Raw genomic sequence first — 18,934 nt, forward strand, 5'->3', positions numbered from 1 at the left:
ATAGAATTAACAAGAATAATTATATAAAGTATTATGGCGTCGCACTACGAAGCACCTATACGTGAACCTTTAGTAACGGGAGAGAAGTCTTACCATGATGTTACTGTAGACGTTGCTGCTCCTGTTGAAGGAAGAGCTAACAAACAATGGTGGATTGTTTTTTCAATAGCCTTAGTGGCCTTTCTTTGGGGATTAGGTTGTATTATATACACAGTATCTACCGGTATTGGAGTATGGGGATTAAATAAAACTGTTGGATGGGCATGGGATATTACCAACTTTGTATGGTGGGTAGGTATCGGTCACGCAGGAACTTTGATTTCTGCGGTACTATTATTGTTCCGTCAAAAATGGAGAATGGCGGTAAACCGTTCTGCAGAGGCAATGACTATTTTCTCGGTAGTTCAAGCAGGTTTGTTCCCTATTATTCACATGGGTCGTCCATGGTTGGCATATTGGGTACTTCCAATTCCAAACCAATTTGGGTCTTTGTGGGTTAACTTTAACTCACCATTACTTTGGGACGTATTTGCAATTTCTACGTATTTATCTGTATCATTAGTTTTCTGGTGGACAGGTTTACTTCCAGATTTTGCAATGCTTAGAGATAGAGCAGTTAAGCCATTTCAGAAAAAAATATACAGTTTATTAAGTTTCGGATGGAGCGGTAGAGCTAAAGATTGGCAACGTTTCGAAGAGGTATCATTGGTATTAGCAGGTTTAGCTACACCACTTGTACTTTCGGTACACACCATCGTATCTTTTGACTTTGCTACATCTGTAATTCCAGGATGGCACAGTACCATTTATCCGCCATATTTCGTTGCGGGAGCAATCTTCTCTGGATTTGCAATGGTATTAACGCTACTTATTATTATGCGTAAAGTATCAAACCTAGAAGCATATATTACTCGTGGACATATTGAGTATATGAACAAAGTAATTTTGTTAACAGGTGGAGTAGTTAGTGTTGCTTATATTACTGAGTTTGTTATTGCTTGGTATTCTGGAAGTAACTACGAAGATTATACATACCTTTCGATAGGTGCTGCAACAGGACCATACTGGTGGGCATTCTGGGCACTTATCATCTGTAACTTTGTAGTGCCACAAACATTATGGATTAAAAAATTAAGAAGAAACTATATTTGGTCTTTTATCTGTTCGATTGTAATTAACATCGGAATGTGGTTTGAGCGTTTTGATATTATTGTTATCAACTTAAGTAAAGGTCACTTACCATCTTCTTGGACAATGTTCTCTCCTACATTTGTAGATATAGGAATTTTTATCGGAACGATTGGATTCTTCTTTGTACTATTCTTATTGTACGCTAGAACATTCCCAGTGATTGCTCAAGCAGAGGTAAAAACAATTTTAAAATCTTCAGGTGAGCGTTACAAACGTTTACGTGAAGAAGGTAAAAGCCTTGTAGGGACAGGCGCTGATGCTAGAACATCTGTAATAGCAGGAACCAGCACTAAAGAAAATTTAGATCAAGACACAAAAAATAATTCATAAGACTATGGCTTCAAAAGTTATACAAGCAATATATAATGATGACGACGTTTTGATGTTGGCCGTTAAGCGTGTTAAAGAAGCGCATCATCATATTGAAGAAATTTATACGCCGTTTCCAGTTCACGGACTCGACAAAGCTATGGGATTAGCACCTACAAGACTTGCAATTACTGCATTTATGTATGGGTGTGTAGGTATATCAGTAGCAGTTTTGATGATGAACTTTATCATGATTGAAGACTGGCCTCAAAACATTGGAGGGAAACCAAGCTTTAGTTTTATTGAAAACATGCCTGCGTTTGTACCAATTATGTTTGAGATGACTGTATTTTTTGCAGCGCATTTAATGGTAATTACTTTTTATATGAGAAGTAGATTATGGCCATTTAAAAAAGCTGAAAATCCAGATGTTCGTACAACAGACGACCACTTTTTAATGGAAGTGTCTTTGAACGACAACGAAGATGAGTTAACAAGACTCTTGGTAGATACAGGAGCAGTAGAAGTTAAAGTTTCAGAAAAGCATTAATAATTCGAAATGAGAGTTTTTGTAAAAATAGGAATTGTTTTAGGTGTTGCTACCCTTGTAGCTTCTTGCCAAAACAACTCGAAGCCAAATTACCAATACATGCCTAATATGTACGAATCTGTAGGTTACGAAACTTACCAAGAAACAAGTGCATTTAGAAATGGAAAAGAAGGACAATTACCTGTAGAGGGAACTATTTCAAGAGGGCACATGCCATACGAGTATCCAAACACTTTGGAAGGATACAACTTAGCAAAAGCGAATCTTAAAAACCCAATGCCTTTCGAATCATACAGAAATGCTGATTCTACTATAACTGAAGCATACTTAAAAGACGGAAAAGAACTTTTCGATATTTACTGTGCAGTATGTCATGGAACAAAAGGTAACGGTAAAGGTGTGTTGGTAGATCGTGAAAAAATACTTGGTGTTCCAAGTTATGATGACGCAGGAAGAGCAATTACCGAAGGTAGTGTTTACCACGTAATTCGTTACGGATTAAATGCTATGGGGTCTTACGCAAATCAACTTAGTGAAGAAGAACGTTGGCAAGTTACAGAATATGTAATGGGGCTAAAACACGACTTAGAGAATAAATAATTAAAATCAACTATCAAAAAGAAGATATCAAGATATGTATACGTTTTCAAATAAATTAAAGATGGCATCTATCATACTAATGATAGTTGGTATTCTTGGGATAGGATACGGTTTTATTAGTTCTCCTTCTACTGTAGAAGAAGCTAAAGCTATGGTAGCAGCAGATGCTCACCACGGAGGAGCTTCTCACGGAGAAGAGTCGCATGAAGCTGTTGCAACACATCATTCAGAAACAAAAGAAGCTGGTCATCATGAAGATGCTCACGGTGCACACGCAGAAGCAGATGCACATGCAGAGCATGATGCTCACACATTAAGTAAATTACAAAATCGCCCTTGGGCAGCTTTCTTTATAGCAGGATTTTTCTTTTTCATGATTTCTGTTGGAGCATTAGTGTTTTATGCAATTCAGCATGTAGCACAAGTAGGATGGTCTCCAGTTTTATTCAGAGTTATGGAAGCTATAAGTGCTTACCTTTTCCCAGGAGCAATTATATTATATGTATTCTTTGTGCTTACGTCGGCTTTTCATCTAAATCATTTATACATTTGGATGGATCCTACAATTATGGCGCATGACGAAATTTTACAATTAAAATCTGGGTATTTAAATATTCCATTTTTCCTAATTAGGGCTTTTGTTTTCTTAACAGGATGGGCTTTATACAGACATTTTGCTGTTAAAAATTCATACGCACAAGACGAAGCAAACGACAATACTTACTACAAGAAAAACTTTAAGTTATCTGTATTTTTCTTATTGTTCTTCTTCGTAACAGAGTCGTTAATGGCTTGGGATTGGTTTATGAGTTTAGAGCCACACTGGTACAGTACATTATTTGCATGGTATGTTTTTGCAAGTATGTTTGTGTCTGCAATTACTGTTATTGCAATGCTTACAATGTACTTAAAATCTAAAGGATTGTTGGAGTATGTTAACGATAGCCACTTACACGATTTAGCTAAGTTTATGTTCGGTTTAAGTATTTTCTGGACGTATCTTTGGTTCGGTCAGTTTATGCTTATCTGGTATGCAAACATTCCAGAAGAGGTTGGATATTTTATTACTAGAATTGAGCACTACAATTTTGTATTCTTCGGAATGTTATTATTCAACTTTGTGTTCCCATTCTTAGTATTAATGAATAGCGACTTTAAACGTGTAAATTGGTTTGTAATGATGGCGGGTGTAAGTATTCTTATAGGTCACTATATGGATATCTTCCAAATTGTAATGCCATCTACCGTTGGAGAGTTATGGAGCTTTGGAATTCCAGAAGTTGGAAGTATACTTTTCTTCTTAGGATTATTTATTTTTGTTGTCTTTGGAGCTTTAGCAAGAACAAAATCTTTCGTTCCAAAGCGCAACCCATTTATTGAAGAAAGTAAACACTTTCACTATTAATTAAACTATTAAAAAGTAAACAGGATATATACGATGACTGCTTTATTAACAATAATTGTTCTCATACTTGTTGCCATTGCAATTTGGCAGATGACTAAAATTTTTGAATTGTCGCAAGTTAATACCGATGATTCTCAAGTTGCTAACGATAAAGACAACAAGCTGAATGGGTATTTGATGTTCGGATTTTTAATCTTCATTTACCTAATTACCATTTTTTCATTCTGGAAATGGGGAGATGTAGTTCTTGGAACTCCAGCTTCAGAGCACGGATCTGAGTACGATAATTTAATGTTCATTTCTATGGCATTAATCTTCTTTGTACAAATTATAACACAAGCGTTATTACACGGTTTTGCATACAAATACAGAGGTCAAAAAGGTAAAAAAGCATTATTTTATGCTGATAATGATAAACTTGAGTTTATTTGGACAATTATTCCAGTTATTACACTTGCAGGTTTAATTATCTACGGACTTTTCACTTGGACAAGCCTAATGGATATCGATCCAGAAGAAGGAGACCCTATCATTATTGAGTTGTATGCGCAACAATTTAACTGGAAAGCTCGTTACGCTGGAGATGATAATGTTTTAGGTCAAGCGAATGTTCGTTTAATCGACATCAATACAAACAACGTTATCGGTATTGACGCTGCAGATCCTTACGGTCAAGACGATGTTGTATCGCAGTCAGAATTACACTTACCTGTAGGAAGAAAAGTGATTTTCAAAATGCGTTCGCAAGATGTTTTACACTCTGCTTATATGCCACACTTTAGAGCACAAATGAACTGTGTTCCTGGAATGATTACTCAGTTTTCTTTCACTCCTACAGTGACTACTGAAGAAATGAGAATGGATCCAGATATGGTAGAGAAAGTACAACACATCAATAAGCTAAGAGCTGAAAGAAAAGCAAATGGCGATGATAATGCTGATGCTTGGGAGTTTGATTACGTATTACTATGTAACAAAATCTGTGGATCTTCGCACTATAACATGCAAATGAAAATAGTAGTAGAATCTCAAGAAGATTTTGATGCTTGGATTGCAGGTCAAGATACATTTAAACAAACTATTGCTAAAGCAGAGTAAAGAAAGCTATTAATTAAGTTAAAAAATAATAAAGGAAATAAGATTATGTCAGCAACAGCACAGACGCACTCAGAAGATCACGCACATGATCATGGACATCATCATAAAGAGACGTTTATAACAAAGTATATATTCAGTCAAGATCATAAAATGATCTCCAAGCAATTCCTAATTACAGGTTTAATTATGGGTGTTCTTGGTATTGCAATGTCGCTACTTTTTAGAATGCAAATTGCATGGCCTGGAGAATCTTTTAAAGTATTTGAAGTATTATTAGGGAAATGGGCTCCAGATGGAGTTATGGATCCAAATATTTACTTAGCACTTGTTACTATTCACGGTACTATCATGGTATTCTTCGTATTAACACAAGGGTTAAGTGGAACATTTAGTAACTTATTAATTCCATTGCAAATTGGTGCACGCGATATGGCTTCTGGGTTTATGAACATGGTTTCATACTGGTTGTTTTTCGTTTCGTGTATTGTAATGATTTGTTCTTTGTTTTTAGAAGCAGGACCTGCAGCAGCTGGTTGGACAATTTATCCACCATTAAGTGCTTTACCACAAGCACAAGGAGGATCAGGTTTAGGAATGACACTTTGGTTAGTTTCTATGGCTATATTCATTGCCTCTTCTTTATTAGGATCGTTAAACTACGTAGTAACGGTTATTAACTTAAGAACAAAAGGAATGTCAATGACAAGATTGCCGCTTACTATATGGGCTTTCTTTGTAACTGCTATTATTGGTATTGTTTCTTTCCCAGTATTACTTTCTGCAGCATTATTACTTATAATGGATAGAAGTTTTGGTACTTCTTTCTTCTTGTCAGATATATTTATTCAAGGTGAAGTATTACATTACCAAGGAGGTTCACCAGTATTATTTGAGCACCTTTTCTGGTTCTTAGGTCACCCAGAGGTATATATTGTTATTTTACCTGCAATGGGACTTGTATCTGAAATTATGGCTGCAAACTCACGTAAGCCTATTTTTGGATACCGCGCAATGATTATGTCTATTTTAGCAATTGCATTTTTATCTACAATTGTATGGGGTCACCACATGTTTATCTCAGGGATGAATCCATTCTTAGGATCTGTGTTTACCTTTACAACTTTGTTAATTGCAATTCCTTCTGCTGTAAAAGCTTTTAACTGGATTACAACAATATGGAAAGGGAACATCCAAATGATCCCTGCGATGCTATTCTCAATTGGATTTGTATCGACTTTCATTACTGGTGGTTTAACAGGAATTATTTTGGGAGATAGTGCATTAGACATTAATGTTCACGATACTTACTTTGTAGTAGCGCATTTCCACTTAGTAATGGGTATTTCTGCTCTTTACGGAATGTTTGCTGGTATTTACCACTGGTTCCCTAAAATGTTCGGTAGAATGTTGAACAAAAACTTAGGATACATTCACTTCTGGATTACTGCAGTTTGTGCGTATGGAGTATTCTTCCCAATGCACTTTGTAGGTATGGCTGGTGTACCAAGACGTTATTATACCAATACAAACTTCCCAATGTTTGACGATTTAACAGATATTCAAGTTGTAATGACTGTATTTGCAATTATCGCTGGATTTGCACAATTGTTCTTCGTTTGGAATTTTGTTTATAGTATGTTCTACGGAAAGAAAGCAACTCAGAACCCATGGAATTCTACAACTTTAGAGTGGACTACTCCAGTTGAAGCAATTCACGGAAACTGGCCAGGAGAAATTCCTGAAGTACACCGTTGGGCTTACGATTATAGTAAAACAAATGAAAATGGAGAGTATGTAATTCCAGGACAAGATTTTGTTCCGCAAACTGTACCTTTACAAGAAGGTGAAGAAGAATTGCACCACTAGAATATTTTTTTTAAAATATATATTTCTTCGTTATCGAAGGGTTAATAAAAAACACCTCACAGGTTTTAAAATCTGTGAGGTGTTTTTTTATCTACTAATTATTAGTTTAACGCAAATTCGATATAATGTCATTATAAGTTAAATTCATCATCTATTTGTATTCCAATTTTTTAATGGTATTTTCATTTTTGTCTTGACACAAAAACGAAACAAAAAAGTCAAGACTGATTAAAAAAGCATAAGAAAATCTACGGAACCATCCGCCATAGATAAAAAGAACTCGCTACGCTCAAACAGCTTTTTATCTTTAGCCACAACTGCTTCCTTGATTTTTAATGCTTTTTAAATAGGCCAAATTTATTACATATTTATCCATCTTATGATGAACTTACGTTAGATTAATCTTTAGATGTTCTCGCAATAAGGATTGAAGCGGATAGCTTTTATTGTGTTTTATACACAATAAAACTATGAGCGTAAAGCCTGGTGCCGCACTAAAGTGTGGCAATTGCCCAAAATAGTAAACAAAAAAAACTGCCACCCAGTTGGATGACAGTTTTAATATGTTGAATGAATTTGTTTTAGTATCTGTAATACTCTGGCTTGAATGGCCCTTCAACCGTAACGCCAATATATTTAGCTTGCTCTTCGTTAAGCTCTGTAAGTTCTACACCAATTTTTTCTAGGTGAAGTTTAGCAACCTTTTCGTCCAAATGTTTTGGAAGCATATAAACGTCGTTTTCGTACTTATCGGAATAGTTCCAAAGCTCGATTTGCGCCAAAGTTTGGTTTGTAAACGAGTTACTCATTACAAAACTTGGGTGCCCAGTTGCGCAACCTAAGTTAACCAAACGACCTTGTGCCAATAAAATAATATCTTTCCCATCGATGGTATATTTATCTACTTGAGGTTTGATGTTTACTTTACTCGCTCCGTGCGTTTTGTTTAACCAAGCCACATCGATTTCGTTATCAAAATGTCCGATATTACAAACGATGGTTTTATCTTTCATTTTTTCGAAATGCTTGCTAGTAACGATGTCTTTATTTCCAGTAGTGGTAATAATGATATCTGCTTTTTCTACAACAGTTTCAAGTTTCTTCACTTCATAACCGTCCATTGCAGCTTGCAACGCACAAATTGGATCGATTTCTGTAACAGTAACGATAGACCCAGCACCTCTAAAAGAAGCCGCTGTACCTTTCCCTACGTCTCCATAGCCACAAACTACAACGCGTTTTCCTGCAAGCATTACGTCGGTAGCTCTACGGATAGCATCTACAGCACTCTCACGACATCCGTATTTGTTATCAAATTTAGATTTTGTAACCGAGTCGTTTACATTAATTGCTGGCATTGGAAGTGTTCCGTTTTTAACACGCTCGTATAAACGGTGAACTCCCGTAGTAGTTTCTTCTGAAAGTCCTTTTACACCTTCTGCCAATTCTGGGTATTTGTCTAAAACCATATTGGTTAAGTCACCACCATCGTCCAAAATCATATTTAAAGGCTTTCTATCTTCGCCAAAAAATAAAGTTTGCTCGATACACCAGTCAAATTCCTCTTCGTTCATTCCTTTCCAAGCATACACAGGAACTCCAGCAGCAGCAATTGCAGCAGCAGCTTCGTCTTGCGTAGAGTAGATGTTACAAGAACTCCAAGTAACTTCGGCACCAAGAGCTACCAGCGTTTCGATTAAAACAGCCGTTTGAACCGTCATGTGTAAACATCCTGCAATGCGAGAACCTTTTAAAGGTTGCTCGTCTTTGTATTCTTCTCTTAAAGACATTAGTCCTGGCATTTCAGCTTCGGCTAACTCTATTTCTTTTCTTCCCCATTCAGCTAAAGAAATATCTTTTACTTTGTAAGCTACGTAAGGAACTGTTTTCGTACTCATATTGAATATTATATTTTAAAATTTATTTGTTGAGTGAAAACTATAATTATGGCAGTTGTACTGCAAAAATTAATTTAGTTGAAACTCATTTCTTATTTTTACAACTGTTAAGCAATGAATGTTGCTTTGTAATAGTAATTTTTCACTGCAAAAACTCGGTGCAAAGTTACATAAATAACTTGTATTATTTATGCCTCTTTACAAAACTATACAGCCCAATCTTCATACTAAAGTGTTGATTTGGAAGATAGAAGAAACTTATGACGAATTAGCTGACGGAATTGAACTTACCGACAATTGCATCAACCGATTGTCGCGAATGAAATCTGAGATTCACCAGCGCGGATTTTTAAGTGTGAGGCAATTGCTCAAAAAAGCGGGGTATACAACATCCGATTTGTATTACGATACTGCAGGGAGGCCACATTTAAAAGACGGTAATTATATTTCGATTACGCATTCGTTTATATTTTCAGGAATTATTATCAGTAAGCAAACGCCAATTGGAATAGACATTGAAAAGCAACGTGATAAAATAAGTGTCATTGCACATAAATTTGTAGGATACGAATACAATTACCTCACCGATAATGATATTAATAAACTGACGGTAGTTTGGTGTGTAAAAGAGAGCTTGTATAAAGTTTTTGCTACGGAAGGCATGAGTTTTAAACAACATACTAAAGTATTACCTTTTGATTTAGAAGAAGGGAAAACATTTGGATGGATTTTTTACTGTGGAAGGATACAAAAGTATAAAGTAGAATTTCTAGAATTTGATGGTTTTACCTGTGCCTATGCAATTGAAGTTTAAAGAAAATGAATGAGGAAAAAAAGTGAAAGAGTTAAGAGTTCACAGCTTTAAACTTTGACCCTTTGATGCTTTGCAACTTTGGTATTACAGTCATATCAAGCCTGCCTATGTCGGCAGACAGGCGGAGTCGAGATATCTTTTTGTGTAATTGTTAATTCGTTGAATCGGTTAATCGTTGTTTAATAGAGAAAATGAGAAAAAAATGAAAGAGTAAAGGACTTTTAGATTTAAACTTTGACCCTTTGATGCTTTGCAACTTTGTACCTTTGGTATTACAGTCATATCGAGCCTGCATTTAAAAACAAAAAACTACCAACAAAAAGCTAATTTTCTTTGCACCTTTGACACTATGAATCTGTGAACCTTTGTCACTAAACATATCAAAAAATAAAAACATGAACATATCAGTAGAATTAACCTTAACACCACTCCAAGACGAGTTTGAACCAGCTATTATTCATTTTATAAAAAAAATGCGCGCAAGCGGACTTACCGTATTGGAAAATCCTTTAAGCACCCAAGTGTATGGAAGTTATGATGAAGTAATGAAAGTTTTAACTACCGAAATTAAAGAAGCTTTCGAAATGATTGACAGAGGATTGTTGTATATGAAAATTGTAAAATCTGATCGAAGCGATTATGAACCACATTTTTGATTGGCTCTTTGCGCAATATAACGGCGTTCCTACACATTACGTAGTCCTCGAAATTATTGGGGTGTTTTTTGGTTTTTTGAGTGTATGGTACTCCAAAAAAGAAAACATATTGGTGTATCCAACAGGAATTATCAGCACCGCCATATTTGTGTATTTGTTGTTGCAATACGGATTGTTGGGCGATATGATGATTAATGCTTATTATTTTTCAATGAGTATCTACGGATGGTATTTGTGGACTCGAAAGGTAGACGATTCACATTTTATCCCAATTACCAAAACTACTCAAAAAGAACAAAAAATATCAGTATTACTATTTGTAGGAACCATGATATTTGTTTTTGGATTGTATGAGTTTTTCGACAAATGGCAATCGTGGGTTTCGTATGTCGATATTCTTACAACCGCCATATTTTTTGTAGGGATGTGGCTCATGGCAAAAAAGAAATTAGAAAACTGGATATATTGGATTATTGGCGATATCATTTCGATTCCGCTATATTTATATAAAGGATTGGCATTTACCAGTTTGCAGTATATACTGTTTACCGTAATTGCAATTTATGGTTATAAAGCATGGAAGAAAAACTTAAACAAGAGCCCTCAAACATTATTAAAATAGTAATGTTCGGACCCGAGTCTACTGGGAAAACAACGCTCGCAAAAGCATTAGCCAAGTACTATGATACTGTGTGGGTACCCGAGTATGCAAGAGAGTATCTTCAGGAGAAATGGAACCGAGAGCAAAAAACTTGTGAGCCTAAAGATTTAATTCCTATTGCAATTGGTCAGATGGAGTTCGAAAACACACTTACCAAAAGTGCCAATAAAGTACTTTTTAGCGACACCGATTTGTTGGAAACTAAAGTTTATTCCGAAGCATATTACACCGGAAGTTGCGATCCTTTACTAGAAAAATATGCGCTACAAAACACCTACGATTTATATTTTTTAACGTATATTGATGTGCCGTGGGAGAAGGATGATTTAAGAGATAAACCAAACGAGCGTGAGGCAATGTTTTCTTATTTTGAAAACACTTTGCAACGGTATAACAAAAACTATGTTTTATTGAAAGGCGATATCGAAACTCGAATTTCGCTCGCCATTCAACAGATAGATAAACTACTCAAAAAGCATGATGACACTAACCGAAACCGATAAAAAACAACTACAAGAAAAAGGGATCGATGAGGCGCAAGTAGCCGAGCAAATTGAAATATTTAAAAAAGGGATTCCTTTTGTAAATTTAATCGCCGCAGCTACCATTGGAAATGGAATTCATAAATTTTCAGAAGAAGAAAAAGAAGCGTTTGTTTCTTTGTTTGATACGAATAAAGATAAACTTTCATTGCTGAAATTTGTGCCTGCTTCTGGTGCTGCAACTCGTATGTTTAAAGCGTTATTTCAGTTTTTAAATACATACAACCCAGCCAATGAAACTATCAATGCATACATCAATAGAGAAAAGGCAGAGCTCATTCGAACTTTTTTTATTGGAATTGAAAAGTTTCCTTTTCACGATGCAGTAATCAAGCGATTTGTAGAAAAACACCCCGATTTTTTAAATCTTCCAGATCATTTTCAGAAGTATTATGTGGTGAAGATTTTATTGGATAAAGATGAATTTGACTACGGGTCGAGTCCTAAAGGATTACTTCCTTTTCATAAATATAAAACGCATCCAGCTACAGCTTTTGAAGAGCATATGTACGAAGCTGCTTTGTATGATGAGTCCAACGGCTTGGCAAAACTACATTTTACCATTTCGAAGGAGCACAATAACGACTTTGACGAGGAAATGGAGCGTATTCAAAGTCGTGTAACCGAAAAAACTGGAGTTGATTTTGAGACTTCTTTTTCTTATCAAAAAGAGGCAACCGATACGTTGGCGGTTACCATGAACAATGAACCTTTCCGTTTAGAAACAGGTGAAATTTTATTCAGACCTGGTGGGCATGGAGCGTTGATTGAAAATTTAAACGACCAAGATGCCGACATTATCTTTATAAAAAATATTGATAATGTGGTGGTGTATAAATATAAGCACGAGTTGGCTCAGTATAAAAAAGTACTTGCAGGGAAATTATTGGAGGTACAAAACAAAGCTTATGCTTATGCAAAAATGTTGGATGAAACATCGCCTTCAGAAGGAGAAATATCAGAAATAAAATCTTTCTTACAAACCGAATTAAACGTGCATGTACGAAGTGATTTTGATAAGTATAAAGAAATATATCAAATTGAATTTCTAAAAGAAAAACTAAACGCGCCTATTCGTGTTTGCGGAATGGTTAAAAATGAAGGAGAGCCTGGAGGTGGACCTTTTTGGATTAAAGATGAAGACGGAAACATTTCGTTGCAAATTGTTGAAACGCCACAAATAGACACTAAAAATAAGTTTCAAGAAGAAATTTTAAAATCGGCTACACATTTTAACCCGGTAGATATTGTTTGCAGTGTTAAAAATTATAAAGGCGAAAAGTACAACTTATTGGATTTTGTAAATAAAAAGCAAGCCTTTATCACGAATAAGACCAAAGAAGGAAAAGAACTAAAAGCGTTAGAGCTTCCCGGACTTTGGAATGGAGGAATGGCTTTTTGGAATACCATTTTTGTGGAAGTTCCGCTCACAACATTTAATCCTGTAAAAACAGTGGTTGATTTATTAAAACCAGCGCATCAAGTAAAAGATAAATAGATAAATAGAGAAATGAAAGAAGTTAAATACCCAAGGTCGTTTTCGCATATCGGAATAACAGTTCCAGATATTCAAAAAGCAGTAGATTTCTATCAAAATGTGATGGGGTGGTACGTTATTATGCAACCTTCAACAGTAAAAAAAGAAGCCGACACTGCTATTGGGCAAATGTGTATTGATGTTTTTGGAGATAATTGGGAAACATTTGAGATAGCTCATATGGCAACGTCTGATGGAATAGGAATTGAGTTGTTTTCTTTTCCGCATGGCGTAAAATCGGCTCCAGAATTTAACCCTTTTAACACAGGTCTGTTTCACTTTTGTGTTCAAGATCCAAATATTGAAGAGCTAACAGAACGGATTGTTGAGGCAGGAGGGAAGCAACGAATGCCAATTCGTGAATATTACCCTAATGAAAAGCCGTATAAAATGGTTTACGTAGAAGATCCATTTGGGATAGTATTCGAAATTTACACGCATAGTTACGAGCTAACCTATTCCTCTGGAGCTTATCAAAAATAAGTACTATTAAAAAGTGTGTAATAGGTTAATCGATAATCACGATTTAATTGCTTCGGCGATTGAACCGAGATAGTTTACTTTTTACACACTTTTATATTTTATTATACACTTTTTTACACATCTACATTTTTCTTGTCTTTTTTGTTTTTGATTTTATTTGTCTGAAAATCAATTATTTAAAATAATTTATTTCTTCTGATTTTAAATGGAACAGATATAGCTATATACTAATCAGACACAAAACATTAAAAATATATAGTTATGAGAAGATTAGTTTTAGCATCAGCATTTGCATTAGGAAGTTTTGCATCATTTGCAGCAACACCAGTAATTTTTCACGACGGAATAGCGGAAGATATTTATGCAACACAAGATGAGTACGAAGAAATTCAAATTTCTGAAGTTCCACAAGCAATTACAGAAGCATTAGCATCGGATTTTCCTGGTGCAGAAATTATAAAAGCATACAAAAATGAAGCCGCCGAGTATAAGATTGAAGTATCTGCTGGCGGAGAAGCAACAACACTATACGCCGATGAAAACGGGGAGTGGTTGCAAAAATAAAGTTTAAGCTTCGTTTATTTTAATTACGTTTGAAAGAGGTTATCCAGTTGGATAGCCTTTTTTGTTTCGTTTTTGTGTCAAGACAACTGCGGAGCACATCAACGAACACCAATAAAAAATATTTTTTTGTGAGTTAAAAATGAAAGTATTGTTAATGAATAAAATATAAATAAAATTCCTTGATATCACCATCTACCTCGAATCGAGCTTATTTTATTCAAATCCATTTCAGTAAAAAGAAAAATCCAACTTTAAAAATTGCGTATTGTTTACACAGAAATGTGTTGTTTTTACTCAGTTTTTACAGTTTGAGATAGCATTAAAAACACATAAAATACTGATAATTAGTTAAATGTGTTTTTTGGAATGAAATTGGAATATTATAAATCAAAACATTGCAATTAAAGTTTAACCAAAAAAAGTATAGATATGAAAAAGTTAGTATTAGCATCCGTTTTAACACTAGGTAGTTTAGTGTCGTTTGCAACCGTTCCAAACACATTAGAAACATCAACAACAGAAAAAGTAAACATCTTGCAAGATGAATACACTCCTATCGACACGTCGGAGTTGCCAACTGCAGTTACCGATGCTTTGGAGAGAGATTTTCCTGGAATTCAAGTTACAAAAGCATTTAAAAATGAATCCAATGAGTATAAAATTCAAGTAATTGTAGGGGAGCAAACTTCAAATTTATATGCTACTGCAGGTGGAGAGTGGCTTCAGAAGTAAAAAAGTATAATTAACCAACCACTATAATCACCAATAATCAACTGTAATTTATTAATTTATAAACAAAGTCATATTTTGTTTGAGGGATGGCGAAAGCCATCCTTTTTTTATGATTTTTTTAAAATGTTACACTCAATAACTTGCTATTTTTGTAGAAACCCACTTAAGGATGCCAAATATCTTATTAATAGAAGATGATGTTACGTTTTCGGCTATGCTCGAACGTTTTTTAAGCAAAAACGGTTTTACGGTAGCAACGAGTTATTCTTCTGAAGAAGCTCAAAAGAAGCTTAGTACTACTGCTTACGATTTAGTTTTTACAGATTTAAGACTTCCCGACGACGACGGAATTTCGATTCTTACAAAAGTAAAGGAAAAGCACCCAGATACTCCTGTAATTTTAATGACGGGATACGCCGAGGTGACCACTGCGGTTAAGGCAATGAAAAAGGGCGCTTTCGACTACATTTCTAAGCCTTTTAATCAAGATGAGGTGTTGGTGGTTATAAAAAATGCGTTACAAGGCGACAAGCAACCAAGTGTAAATACTGAGGTAAAACCAGTAGCTACTCCAAATGCTACTTCAGCTCAAAAAGTGTCTTCTAAAAAAACGGTAACAGGCATTAGCAGCGCGTCTTCAAAATTAAATGAATATATAAAATTGGTGGCACCAACCGATATGTCGGTTTTAATTACTGGTGATAGCGGCACAGGGAAAGAGGTGGTAGCAAAACGAATTCACGATAATAGTAGCCGAAAAGATTTTAGTTTTATTGCTGTTGATTGTGGAGCTATTCCGAAAGAAATTGCTGCAAGCGAATTTTTCGGTCACGTAAAAGGTTCGTTTACAGGTGCGGTAAATAATAAAGTAGGTCATTTTGAAGCGGCCAACGGCGGTACTATTTTTTTAGATGAAGTAGGAAATCTTTCTTATGAAAACCAAATTCAACTTTTAAGGGCTTTACAAGAGCGTAAGATAAAACCTATTGGAAGTAATAAAGAAATTGAAGTTGATATCCGATTGATAACCGCTACCAATGAAGATTTATTGAAGGCTGTTGAAAACGGACAATTTAGAGAGGATTTATACCATCGTTTAAATGAGTTTTCTATTCAAGTGCCAAGTTTACACGAACGGAAAGAAGATTTACTAATTTTTGCTGATTACTTTTTAAACCTTGCCAACGAGCAACTCAATAAAAATGTTTTAGGTTTTTCAGATGAAGTGATTACCATTTTTCAGCAATACAAATGGCCTGGAAATTTAAGAGAAATGTCGAATGTTATTAAACGTTCAGCATTACTAACACAAAGCGATCTGATTGAAAAATCGGTGCTTCCTTTTGAGGTGATCAATCCGCCAAGAGAAAATCAGCAAGCAAAATCTTTTTCTACAAAAGACAACGAACGAGATTTAATCATTAACGCGCTTAAAGAAGTTGGTAACAACAAATCGAAAGCTGCTCGATTGTTAAATATTACTCGGAAAACACTTTATAACAAAATCAAAGAATACGAAATAGACGCTTAGGTTATTTTAAGTGTTTATCGATTGCTGAAAAAGTAAGCTTGATGTTTTTCTTTAAAGCTTTGTAATTTCTAGAAAGTTGTTTCTTTTCACTGTCTTTAAAGTGTTCTAAAAAGTTAAGAATAGGCACTACAGTTTGGGCATCTATTTGCTTAAACATTGTTTGCATTTTATGCCCAAGTTTTCGTACTTCTTCCAAATTTTCATCAGTAATATGCTTTTTTAAATCTGATAAATCTTTTTGGGTGTTCTCTTTAAAAACTTCAATAATATGCAGTAACCCTTCTTTGTCGCTTATAAAAGAGCTCAACGATTTTAAATTGAAAAGTGCATCCTTTTGCATGGTTTCTGTCTCTTCAATTTCGGTTTCGGGAGTTGTTTCTTCGCGGTTTAAAATAAGATGTATTTTTTCTAGTAAGGCCTGTGGCGTGTATGGCTTGTATAAAAACTCAGCAAAACCTGCGTCGATATAACTTTTCTTGTTGAGGTCTTTTCTTCCAGTAACTGCAATTATTGGCTGGTTTTTGTAGTTGTATTGCTCGTCGGAGCGAAGTGTTTCTGCAAAGAAAAACCCGTTAAACGAAGGAAGTTGAATGTCGGTTATGATAAAGTCGTAATCGATATTTTGTATTTCTTCGAGCGCTTTTTTTCCGCTGCTAAAAACATGCGTTTTAATATTGTTGTTTTCTAAAATCTCTTGGTTGAGTTTTAAAAGTGTTTCGTCATCATCAATAATAATGGCAGTATAGCTTTCTTGAAGCGGCGTATTGGTTTTTGGAGTTTCTGTTTTTACAGCCTTTTGTGTGCTAAATTCCGCAGGAAAAACAAATGAAAAAGTACTTCCTTTGCCTTCTTTGCTTTCCAAAAATAAATTTCCGCCAAGCAAATTTGCGAGTTTTTTAGAGATGGTTAGTCCCAAGCCGCTTCCGCCATATTTTTTTTCGGTATCGCTTTCGGCTTGCGTAAATTCTTCAAAAATTATTTGTTGTTTTTCTTTTTTAATTCCAATTCCAGTATCGATTACAGCAATATTTACCAACTGTTGGTTTTGGCTATTTTTAAGTCGAATTTTAATTGTAATACTACCTTCTTGCGTAAATTTATAAGCATTTCCCACTAAGTTCGATACAATTTGTTTCACCCGAAATGGGTCCCCAATTATGGTGTTTTGAATTTGCGGATCGACATCAATTTGAAGCGCAATATTTTTTTGACTGTAAATTGCTTGAACGCTTTCAGCAGTTTCGGTAATGAGCGTTTTTAGATTGAAAGCGATGCGTTCGGCCTTTATTTTTCCAGCCTCCAATTTTGAAAAATCTAAAAGGTCGTCCACAAGTTGGGTTACGTAACCCGAAGCACTTTTAATTCGGTCGGTGTAATGTGCTTCTTTTTCGTTGAGGTTGGCTTCTTTTAACAATTCTGTATATCCTAAAATGGTGCTTAAAGGAGTTCGTAAATCATGACTTACCATCGAGATAAGTTGCTCTCTACTTTTTAGAAGAAGTTTGTTGTGCTCGTTCGATTTTTCAATTTCTCGTTTGTATTGCTGACTTCGCCACGAATCTCTTAAAATAACAATCGAAAACACCAAGACCAATATAGCTCCGATGATTGCGGCAATTGTAATTACTCGGATACTACGTTGAAGCACACGCTCGCGTTCGGCATTTATTACCCTCGCATTGGTTACAAATTCGTTTTCAAAAGCAGTTAAAATTTGTCGTAATTGCTGCGAAGTTGTTAAGTCGTTTTTTAAAAGTTGACGTTCTTTTAAAGCTAGTGAAAGCTTTTGCGTAGTGGCTTCTTCTTTTACGTTTTGAAGCATTTCTCGAGATGCAATTACAATAGAATCGAGCGTTTGTTGATCTACCGAATTGCTGGAATCTCGCGGAATGTACCGATTGTTAATGTCGATATATTCCAGAAGCATTTTCTTAGTGTTTTCGTCTAAATTTTCTGGATCTTCAACAAAATCTTTTAACGAAAGTCGCCCGAGCTGATCTTCAATACTACTCAATTTTTGGATGGCTACTTCAATTGTTTTTTCTGAAGTATCGTTTAAGCGTAATTGTCTTAATTCGTTTATGTTTTTTATTTTCTGCTGAAGAAGATTATTCACACTATCTAAAAGTTGCGACTGATGCGGCTCATCGATAAGCAACTTTATAGAATCGATTTGGATGGAAATAGAATCGTTTTTCCGAAGAAAATTAAGATAAGGTTCTTTGTAATTTGATTGAATAGCAGAACGCGCAAAACTCTCACTTTCATACATGAGTGTAAGAAGTTTTCCTATTTTTAAAATTTTGTTTTTCTCGATAGTTTCGTCTTTTTGAGCTTGTGTAAAAGAGTTGATTTCGTTTGACACGAGCCAGCCAACAATAATAACGAGTGTTGCCAAAGCTAAGTAGCTCAAAAACACTTTTAAGGGAATTCTGCTTTTCGATTTTTCCATTTTTTAAAGATAAATAATGGGTGTTAATTTGATGTGAAAGTTTTG

17 protein-coding genes are annotated in these 18,934 nt (G+C 35.1%); 15 read left to right on the top strand and 2 right to left on the bottom strand.

Features of this window, described 5'->3' with window-relative positions:
• The first annotated feature begins 33 nt into the window (after window positions 1-33).
• Genes nrfD through JMA43_RS12015 form a run of 6 tightly spaced genes read left to right on the top strand, consistent with a single transcriptional unit; the run spans window position 34 to window position 7,019 of the window.
• Complete coding sequence (gene nrfD, locus JMA43_RS11990) at window positions 34-1,521, top strand: NrfD/PsrC family molybdoenzyme membrane anchor subunit (RefSeq protein WP_342156864.1); 1,488 nt, start codon at window positions 34-36, stop codon at window positions 1,519-1,521.
• Between the two features lie 4 nt (window positions 1,522-1,525).
• Window positions 1,526-2,050 carry a DUF3341 domain-containing protein gene (locus JMA43_RS11995; protein ID WP_342156865.1) on the top strand — a complete coding sequence of 175 codons (525 nt, stop codon included), beginning with the start codon at window positions 1,526-1,528 and terminating at the stop codon, window positions 2,048-2,050.
• Window positions 2,051-2,059: 9 nt separating this feature from the next.
• Window positions 2,060-2,650, top strand: coding sequence for a c-type cytochrome (locus JMA43_RS12000; RefSeq protein ID WP_342156866.1), 591 nt, complete (start codon window positions 2,060-2,062; stop codon window positions 2,648-2,650).
• A gap of 34 nt (window positions 2,651-2,684) precedes the next feature.
• Window positions 2,685-4,055, top strand: coding sequence for a quinol:cytochrome C oxidoreductase (locus JMA43_RS12005; RefSeq protein ID WP_342156867.1), 1,371 nt, complete (start codon window positions 2,685-2,687; stop codon window positions 4,053-4,055).
• Between the two features lie 33 nt (window positions 4,056-4,088).
• A complete protein-coding gene (locus JMA43_RS12010; protein ID WP_342156868.1) occupies window positions 4,089-5,153 on the top strand; it encodes a cytochrome c oxidase subunit II in 1,065 nt (354 codons plus the stop codon).
• A 45-nt stretch (window positions 5,154-5,198) separates the two neighbouring features.
• A complete protein-coding gene (locus JMA43_RS12015) occupies window positions 5,199-7,019 on the top strand; it encodes a cytochrome c oxidase subunit I (protein ID WP_342156870.1) in 1,821 nt (606 codons plus the stop codon).
• A 581-nt stretch (window positions 7,020-7,600) separates the two neighbouring features.
• Here JMA43_RS12015 and ahcY read toward each other — a convergent pair.
• A complete protein-coding gene (ahcY, locus tag JMA43_RS12020; RefSeq protein ID WP_342156871.1) occupies window positions 7,601-8,917 on the bottom strand; it encodes an adenosylhomocysteinase in 1,317 nt (438 codons plus the stop codon).
• A gap of 190 nt (window positions 8,918-9,107) precedes the next feature.
• On the opposite strand from ahcY, the gene JMA43_RS12025 reads away from it, so the two are divergent.
• The 9 genes from JMA43_RS12025 to JMA43_RS12065 all read left to right on the top strand — a co-directional run bounded on the left by JMA43_RS12025 (window position 9,108) and on the right by JMA43_RS12065 (window position 16,437).
• A complete protein-coding gene (locus tag JMA43_RS12025; protein WP_342156873.1) occupies window positions 9,108-9,731 on the top strand; it encodes a 4'-phosphopantetheinyl transferase superfamily protein in 624 nt (207 codons plus the stop codon).
• Window positions 9,732-10,126: 395 nt separating this feature from the next.
• Window positions 10,127-10,387, top strand: coding sequence for a thiamine-binding protein (locus JMA43_RS12030; protein WP_342156875.1), 261 nt, complete (start codon window positions 10,127-10,129; stop codon window positions 10,385-10,387).
• Entirely contained in the window at window positions 10,371-11,009 is a 639-nt protein-coding gene (gene pnuC, locus JMA43_RS12035) for a nicotinamide riboside transporter PnuC (protein ID WP_342156876.1), read from the top strand. Before JMA43_RS12030 ends, pnuC begins: the two co-directional genes overlap by 17 nt.
• The gene (locus JMA43_RS12040) at window positions 10,964-11,551 is read left to right on the top strand and encodes an ATP-binding protein (RefSeq protein ID WP_342156877.1); all 588 of its coding nucleotides are present in this window, start codon (window positions 10,964-10,966) and stop codon (window positions 11,549-11,551) included. Before pnuC ends, JMA43_RS12040 begins: the two co-directional genes overlap by 46 nt.
• Window positions 11,526-13,088 (top strand): DUF4301 family protein, encoded by a 1,563-nt coding sequence (locus JMA43_RS12045; protein WP_342156878.1) that lies wholly within the window; start codon window positions 11,526-11,528, stop codon window positions 13,086-13,088. Before JMA43_RS12040 ends, JMA43_RS12045 begins: the two co-directional genes overlap by 26 nt.
• A gap of 12 nt (window positions 13,089-13,100) precedes the next feature.
• On the top strand, window positions 13,101-13,610 hold the full coding sequence (locus JMA43_RS12050; RefSeq protein ID WP_342156879.1) for a lactoylglutathione lyase family protein: 510 nt from the start codon (window positions 13,101-13,103) through the stop codon (window positions 13,608-13,610).
• Between the two features lie 261 nt (window positions 13,611-13,871).
• On the top strand, window positions 13,872-14,174 hold the full coding sequence (locus tag JMA43_RS12055) for a hypothetical protein (protein ID WP_342156880.1): 303 nt from the start codon (window positions 13,872-13,874) through the stop codon (window positions 14,172-14,174).
• 429 nt (window positions 14,175-14,603) lie between these two features.
• Window positions 14,604-14,906, top strand: coding sequence for a hypothetical protein (locus JMA43_RS12060; protein ID WP_342156881.1), 303 nt, complete (start codon window positions 14,604-14,606; stop codon window positions 14,904-14,906).
• A 169-nt stretch (window positions 14,907-15,075) separates the two neighbouring features.
• On the top strand, window positions 15,076-16,437 hold the full coding sequence (locus tag JMA43_RS12065; protein ID WP_342156882.1) for a sigma-54-dependent transcriptional regulator: 1,362 nt from the start codon (window positions 15,076-15,078) through the stop codon (window positions 16,435-16,437).
• 1 nt (window position 16,438) lies between these two features.
• On the opposite strand, the gene JMA43_RS12070 is transcribed toward JMA43_RS12065, so the two are convergent.
• Entirely contained in the window at window positions 16,439-18,889 is a 2,451-nt protein-coding gene (locus tag JMA43_RS12070) for a hybrid sensor histidine kinase/response regulator (protein ID WP_342156883.1), read from the bottom strand.
• Between the last annotated feature and the right edge of the window lie 45 nt (window positions 18,890-18,934).

It is taken from the genome of Joostella sp. CR20 (assembly GCF_038433465.1).
Lineage (GTDB): Bacteria > Bacteroidota > Bacteroidia > Flavobacteriales > Flavobacteriaceae > Galbibacter.